Origin of the sequence: Actinoplanes sp. NPDC048791 (genome assembly GCF_040650095.1) — a bacterium.
Classification (GTDB): Bacteria; Actinomycetota; Actinomycetes; order Mycobacteriales; family Micromonosporaceae; genus Actinoplanes.
The window spans coordinates 559-6,933 of record NZ_JBEZGQ010000416.1 but is presented as its reverse complement, the minus strand read 5'-3'; the positions used below and the strand labels follow the sequence as shown (position 1 = coordinate 6,933).

The following is a 6,375-nucleotide window of genomic DNA, read 5'->3' as shown; positions in this document are numbered from 1 at the left end:
TGCACGACCGCCGGGACCAGCTGCAGCGGGTTGTCCCACTGGTCGACCGGGCCGGCCCAGGGCCCGCCGGCCACCAGGGCACCGCCGCCCAGCACGACGAGCACGAGCAGGATGGTGCCCAGATAGACCGGTAGCGAGCCGCGCTGGGTGGCCCCGGTGACCTCGACCGCGAGCCGGCCCAACCCGTCGGCCGACCGTTCGTAGCCGGTGGCTCCGTCCACCGGCAGCCGCAGCCGCCGCCACCACCGGGTCCGCAGGGTCAGCCCGAACACGGCCCCGCCCCCGGCCAGCACCAGCGCGGACAATGCCAGCGCCGACGTCAGACCGTGCCAGACGGCGAGGTGGTAGCCGCCCTCATCGGGATAGAGGTCGGCATAACCGGCCAGCAGGCCGTCGAGCGGCGCGGCGCCCAGCCCGGCCACGAGGCCGGCGGCCGCCAGCAGCGCCGCCGGCGCGAGAAAGGCCCAGGACACCCGATGGACCGTGCGGGGAGCCACTGCCGGCTTGTCGGAGAAGGCACCCCAGAGAAAACGCAACGTGTACGCGACGGTCAGCGCGGATCCGCTGACCACGCCGGCCAGCACGACCTGTTCCCACCGGCCACCGTGGAGGAACGCCTCGAAGATGGCTTCCTTGCCGATGAAACCGGCCAGCGGCGGCACGCCGGCCATCGAGGCCGCGGCGAGGACGGCGACCACCCACAGCGCCGGGGCCGAACGCCGCAGGCCGCTGAGCTCGCGCAGGTCACGGGTGCCCGTGGTGTGGTCGATGATGCCCACCACGAAGAAGAGAGCTGCTTTGAACATCGCGTGCGCCAGCAGCATCATGGCCCCGGCCAGCGCCGCGTCCCGGAAGCCGGCCCCGAGGACGACGACCAGCAGACCGAGCTGACTGACGGTGCCGTACGCGAGCAGCAGTTTCAGGTCGTGCTGACGCAGCGCCGTCCAGCCGCCGAAGAGCAGCGTGACGGTGCCGGCGACCAGCACCACCGGACGCCAGGACGCGGCATCGGCGAGCGCCGGGCCCAGCAGGGCGACCAGGAACACGCCGGCCTTGACCATCGCTGCCGCGTGCAGATAGGCGCTGACCGGTGTCGGTGCGGCCATCGCCGCGGGCAGCCAGAAGCTGAACGGGAAGATCGCCGACTTGGAGAGGGCGCCGAGCAGCAGCAGGATCACCGCGACCGCGAGGTAGCCGCCGTCCGGCAGTGCGCCCACCACCTGCGACCAGCGGTAGGTGCCGGCGTGCTCGCCGAGCATGATGACGCCCACCAGCATCGCCAGCCCACCCAGCGTGGTGACGATCAGCGCCTGCAGGGCGGCCCGCCGGGCAGCCCGGCTGCTCGGGTCATGGCCGATCAGCAGGTAGGAGAAGACCGTGGTCAGCTCCCAGAAGACGTACAGCACGATCAGGTTGTCGGAGACGATCAGGCCGAGCATCGCACCGGCGAATCCGACGAAGACCCCGGCGAAGCGGGCCAGCCCCGGCTCAGCGGCGGTGAAGTAGCGGGCACAGTAGACCAGGGCGAGCGCACCCACGCCGCCGACGAGCAGCACCATCAGCCAGGACAGCGTGGTCATCCGGAAGGCCAGCTCGATGCCGAGCTGTCCGACCCACGGATACACCTCGGCGACCGCACCTCCGTCGCGCATCCCGGCGGTGTGGGTGAGCGCCCAGCCCAGCCCGGCGGCCGGCACGAGGGCCAGGACGTAGAACGCGCGCAGCCCCAGCCACCGCACCAGGGGCGGCGCGAGCATCGCCGCGATGAGGTGAACCGTCAGCAGTACGAGCATGCGTCGTCCCTCCTCCACCCGCGGTCTCGCGCGGATGGCGCGTACGCGTCCATCGGTCCGGTGCCCACCGGGCGGCGGGTCAGCCGTTGATCAGCAGTTCCCGCAGTGCGGCCGTGGCCGCGTCGTCGCCGACGGCCACGACACCGTCGCCCGGCCGGAACTCGAAATCAGGCCGGGGTGAAGGAATCACCCGGCCGTCGCGGACCACCGCCACGACGGAAGCGCCGGTGCGGGTACGGGCGCGGGTGTCGCCCAGGCTGCGCCCGCAGTACGGCGAGGCCGCCGGGACCGGGATGCGCACGGCTTCCACGCCGTCGAGCCCGCGGGCCAGGGCGGTCACCTGGTCCACAAAGACCGGGAGGTCGAGCAGGTGGGCGACTGTCCGGGCCTCGCTCTGGTCCAGCGCCACACTGTGCAGCACCCGTTCGGGGTCCTGCGGGTCGTAGGAGATCAGGTCCCGCCGGCCGCTCAGATGAGCCACCACGCCGATGTGCTGCCCCTCGGCTGTGGCGAGCGAGTACGCCACGCCCGTCCCGGGCAGTGCGGTTCTCTGCAGCTCCATGAGTCAGCCTCCAGGATCAACATGTCGTCTCGGGTCCTGCGGTGTCAACCGCCGCGGCGCGCCGGGCCTCCCCCGCGATGCGGTCGGCGGCCCCCGGCATCGCGGTGGCTCAGGCCGGGTCGAGCGCCCGCACAGCTTCTGCCGCGTAGGCCGGGTGGACCTCGACGGCGAATCGCTGCGCCCGGATCACGCTCGGGCCGGCGTGATCGGTCCGTTTGTCGACGGCCCAGTGGGCGTGATCGGTCCGTTTGTCGACGGCCCAGTGGGTGAGCAACCCGACGAGTCCGCCGAGGAAGGCACCGATCAGCAGGCCGCCCAGCAGCACGCTCAGCCAGGCCGGCCCGGCGATGAACAGCCCGAGCACCAGCCCGGTGAGCAGGCCCAGCCAGGCGCCGAGGCCGGCACCGAGCAGCGCCGCCCGGATCCTGTGGCGGCCGGTCGTGTCGGCGCCGGTCCTGTCGGCGCCGGTCCTGTCGGCGCCGGCGTTGTCGGGGCCGGCGTTGTGGGGGCCGGTCTTGTCGGGGCGGGCGGTCGCCGGCTCGGTCCGCAGACCGGTCCCGACGATGCGGACCCGTTCGACCGGGAACCCGGCGTCGGACAGCCGGCCCGCCATGCGCTCGGCCTCGCGACAACTGCCGAACTCCGCCAAGCGGTGGACGGACTCCCCGGCCGGCTGCGTGCTGCGGATCAGGACTGCCGTGGTGACCACGACTGCTCGCCACCCTCCGATAGTTGGTATAGCCCAACCATATCGCACATAGTTGGTTGGGGCAAACCAACTAGTGGTAATCTCCGGCACGTGCTCCCAGACGACACCCGGCCCGCCGAACGGGTCCAGGAGGCGTTCACCACCCTGCTGTGGTGGGCCCATCGCGGCGACGTCCGCCGATCGCTGCTCGGCGCCGCGGCGCAGACCCTGTCCACCAACGACATCACGCTGCTGCGGATGATCGTCCGGCACGGCCCGGTCCGGGTCTCGGATCTCGCCTCCTGGCACGGCGTCGACAAGTCGACGGTCACCCCCCAGGTGCACCGCCTCGAAGAGCGCGGCGTCGTCACCCGCCACAGCGACCCGGGCGACCGGCGAGCGGTCCTGCTGACCGCGACCGACGAGGGCCGGCAGCGGCTCCAGACGATCGACCGGGCCGGCGTGCGCCTGTTCGAGAACGCCCTCGACGGCTGGTCCGACACCGATCGGGGCACCCTGGCCGCCCTCATGCACCGGCTGGCCGACGAGCTCGCCCAAGTGCCCCAGGACAGCACTGCCGGCCCACGACGCCAGTCCCGGCGTACCGAAGCGGCGATTTTCCCCGGCGCCGACACCGCCGTCGGCCGGTAGCCGGCCGCCGGGCCGCGGCGATTTCTCTGGAGTTCGGCGCCGGCATGCCGATGGCATGGGTCGGTACGTCCGGCGAAGCCTGACGGCCGGCGACCGAGGAGCTCCTCCATGTCCCTCAGGTATGGAAGTGTCGTACTGGCCGCACTCGGGGCGGTCATCTTCTCCACGCCTCTGGCAGCTGTCGCCGGCCCCCAGGACGGTGCCGCGGTGGACACCATCGCGACCGTGCTGGACGAGGGCGGACGCCCCACGTTCATCGAGGTGGAAGCCGCCACCGTCGCCCAGGAGCGCCGAAAGGCGGCCGCCATGGCCGGTGTCGTGGAGGTCTCCACCGAAGTGCCGGCCGCGGTCCTCGCCACCCCCGACGACACCTACCGCGCCAAGCAGTGGGGCAACGCCAAGCTGGCCAGCGACGATTTCGCCTACGTGGCGACCGGCAGCCAGCTGGTCGCGGTCCTCGACACCGGCATCAGATCCGACCACGAGGACTTCGCCCCGGGCCAGATCCGCTGCGACATCGGTGCCGACTTCACCGACGACGGGCAATCGACCAACGGTTGCGCCGATCCCCATGGCCACGGCACTCACGTGGCCGGCACCGTCGGCGCCGTCTTCAACAACGGCAAGGGCGTCGCGGGTATCGCCCCAGGCGTGCCTATCCTCCCGGTCCGGGTCCTGGGGCCCACCGGGCAGGGCTCCTCCACCAGCGTGTCGGACGGCATCGTCTACGCCGTCGACCACCGCGCGACCGTCATCACGATGAGCATCGGTGGTGGCTATGCGCCCTCTTACGACAGCGCGATCAAGTACGCGACCGAGCACAACGTGGTGGTCGTCGCCGCCGTCGGCAACAACCGGGCCTCGGGCAACACCAGGATGTGGCCGGGTGCCTCGCCGGGTGCGGAGGGCGTCGCCGCCACGGATTCGCAGAACGTCACTGCCGCGTTCAGCAACTCCAGCGGCACCGCCGACATCGCGGCACCCGGCGTCAACATCATCAGTACCGACCGGGGTGGCCACTACAGCTACAAGTCGGGCACCTCGATGGCCACCCCCCACGTCGCTGCCGCAGCCGCCCTCTACCGCGCCACCCACCCCGGCAGCACCGAGGCCGGCACCCGGGCGGCGCTGGAGAGTACCGCCACCGACATCGAGAGCGCCGGCCGCGACGCCGCCAGCGGTGCCGGGCTGCTGAACCTGACCGCGCTGCTGCCGGCTCCCCCGGGCGCTCCCCCGGCCGCTCCGCGCCCGGTCACCCCGGCCCCGAGCGTGCCCGTCAAGCTGGTCGTCGTGCCGAGCAGAACCGCCATCTCGCTCAGCTGGGCCGCCTCCGAGAAGACCGCCACCACCCCCGGCGCGACCTCGTACGCCATCTATCGCAACGGTCTCGCGCTGGACAACACCACCACAGTGTCCTTCGTGGACAAGACAATCGCCGCGGCCACCAACTACACCTACACCGTGGCTGCCATCGCCGGCGATGCCTTCTCGCGGCCCAGCGCCGGAGTGCCCGCGTACCTGACACCGGCCGCCCCCACCAAACTGGTCGTCACCGCCACGGCCACCTCGATCGCCCTCCGCTGGACCGCCCCGGAGAAACTCGCGATCTCTGACCAGGCCAGCGGATACCGGGTCTACCGCGACGGCGTCCCGGTAGCCACCACAGCCGTCCCCACCTACACCGACCAGGCGGGCACCAACCACGCGTACTCGGTGTCAGCCATCAACCCGGCCGGGGAGTCCGCCCGCACCGACTCGACGGTGGCCTACCTCGTTCCGGCCGCCCCCACGGCGCTCGCCGCCCTCACCGTGGCCGGTACGAGCAAACTGACCTGGCGGGCACCGGTCGCCCAGGCCGCCGTGTCCGGCACTCCGGTCTCGTACAAGGTCTACCGAGAAGGTGCACTACTGGCGAGCGTCACCACGCTCGCCTATACCGACACCACTGCCCCCGCAGGCGCCAACCCCGCCTACACAGTGTCGGCGGTGAACCCGGCCGGAGAGTCCGCCCGGAGCAACAAGGAGCTGGCGTACAAGGCGCCCGCCACACCGGCCGGGCTCAGCACCACCGCAACGATCGGTGCCATCAGGCTGGACTGGCGGGCTCCGGTCGTCAACGCCGGCACCAGTGCCGCGACCGCCTACGCGGTCCAGCGCGACGGCGTACAGCTGGCCACCACTGCCGGGCTCAGCTACACCGACACGTCCGCAGCCGCCAACGTGACCTACAAGTACACGGTGACGGCGAGCAACGCCGCCGGTGCCAGCAAGCCGTCGTCGATGGTGCAACGCCTCTGGACCTACCCGGCCGGCAAGCTTCTCGCCACCACGGCAACACTGACGGCAGGCAGCAAGCTGAACGTCACCGGTACTTCGCTCAAGCCGGGGACCACGGTGACTTTCACGGAGGCCTACAAAGTCACCACCACGACGACGGTCAACAACAAGCCGGTCCCCAAGACTGTGGTCACCTCGCTGGTGCTGGGCAGCGCGGTCGCGGACAACGCCGGCAACCTGGCCTTCTCCGCTCTGCCGGCCCAGGTGCGCACAGCGGCCACCGTCACCGCCACCGCGATCGACATGAACGGCAAAGCGTTCACGTTCACCCTTGCCCTCACGCTGAAGTAGCGTTTCGTCACTGATGGATTGCGGTTGCCGTGCCGCCGAGGCGGCACGGCAAC

At 71.4% G+C, this 6,375-nt stretch carries 5 protein-coding genes; 2 read left to right on the top strand and 3 right to left on the bottom strand.

Annotated elements, in window-relative coordinates; translation table 11 throughout:
- From AB0C29_RS26425 to AB0C29_RS26415, 3 genes are all read right to left on the bottom strand, one after another.
- Positions 1 to 1,793: proton-conducting transporter membrane subunit (locus AB0C29_RS26425; protein ID WP_360825246.1), on the bottom strand; the 1,793-nt coding region annotated here is incomplete at its 3' end.
- Between the two features lie 79 nt (positions 1,794 to 1,872).
- Positions 1,873 to 2,355: a TrkA C-terminal domain-containing protein gene (locus AB0C29_RS26420; RefSeq protein ID WP_360825243.1), complete on the bottom strand. Its 483-nt coding sequence runs from the start codon at positions 2,353 to 2,355 to the stop codon at positions 1,873 to 1,875.
- Positions 2,356 to 2,464: 109 nt separating this feature from the next.
- Positions 2,465 to 3,064 carry a hypothetical protein gene (locus AB0C29_RS26415; RefSeq protein ID WP_360825240.1) on the bottom strand — a complete coding sequence of 200 codons (600 nt, stop codon included), beginning with the start codon at positions 3,062 to 3,064 and terminating at the stop codon, positions 2,465 to 2,467.
- Positions 3,065 to 3,154: 90 nt separating this feature from the next.
- Between AB0C29_RS26415 and AB0C29_RS26410 the strand changes: the two genes are divergently transcribed.
- Together AB0C29_RS26410 and AB0C29_RS26405 are read left to right on the top strand one after the other, a co-directional pair.
- Entirely contained in the window at positions 3,155 to 3,694 is a 540-nt protein-coding gene (locus tag AB0C29_RS26410; RefSeq protein ID WP_360825238.1) for a MarR family transcriptional regulator, read from the top strand.
- Positions 3,695 to 3,802: 108 nt separating this feature from the next.
- Positions 3,803 to 6,322, top strand: a complete 2,520-nt coding sequence (locus AB0C29_RS26405; RefSeq protein ID WP_360825235.1) for a S8 family serine peptidase — start codon at positions 3,803 to 3,805, stop codon at positions 6,320 to 6,322.
- Positions 6,323 to 6,375 lie beyond the last annotated feature (53 nt).

Excerpts from the sequence above, each read along its gene's own strand:
- AB0C29_RS26420 (WP_360825243.1), bottom strand. The coding sequence starts at position 2,355 with ATGGAGCTGCAGAGAACCGCACTGCCCGGGACGGGCGTGGCGTACTCG.
- AB0C29_RS26405 (WP_360825235.1), top strand. The coding sequence starts at position 3,803 with ATGTCCCTCAGGTATGGAAGTGTCGTACTGGCCGCACTCGGGGCGGTC.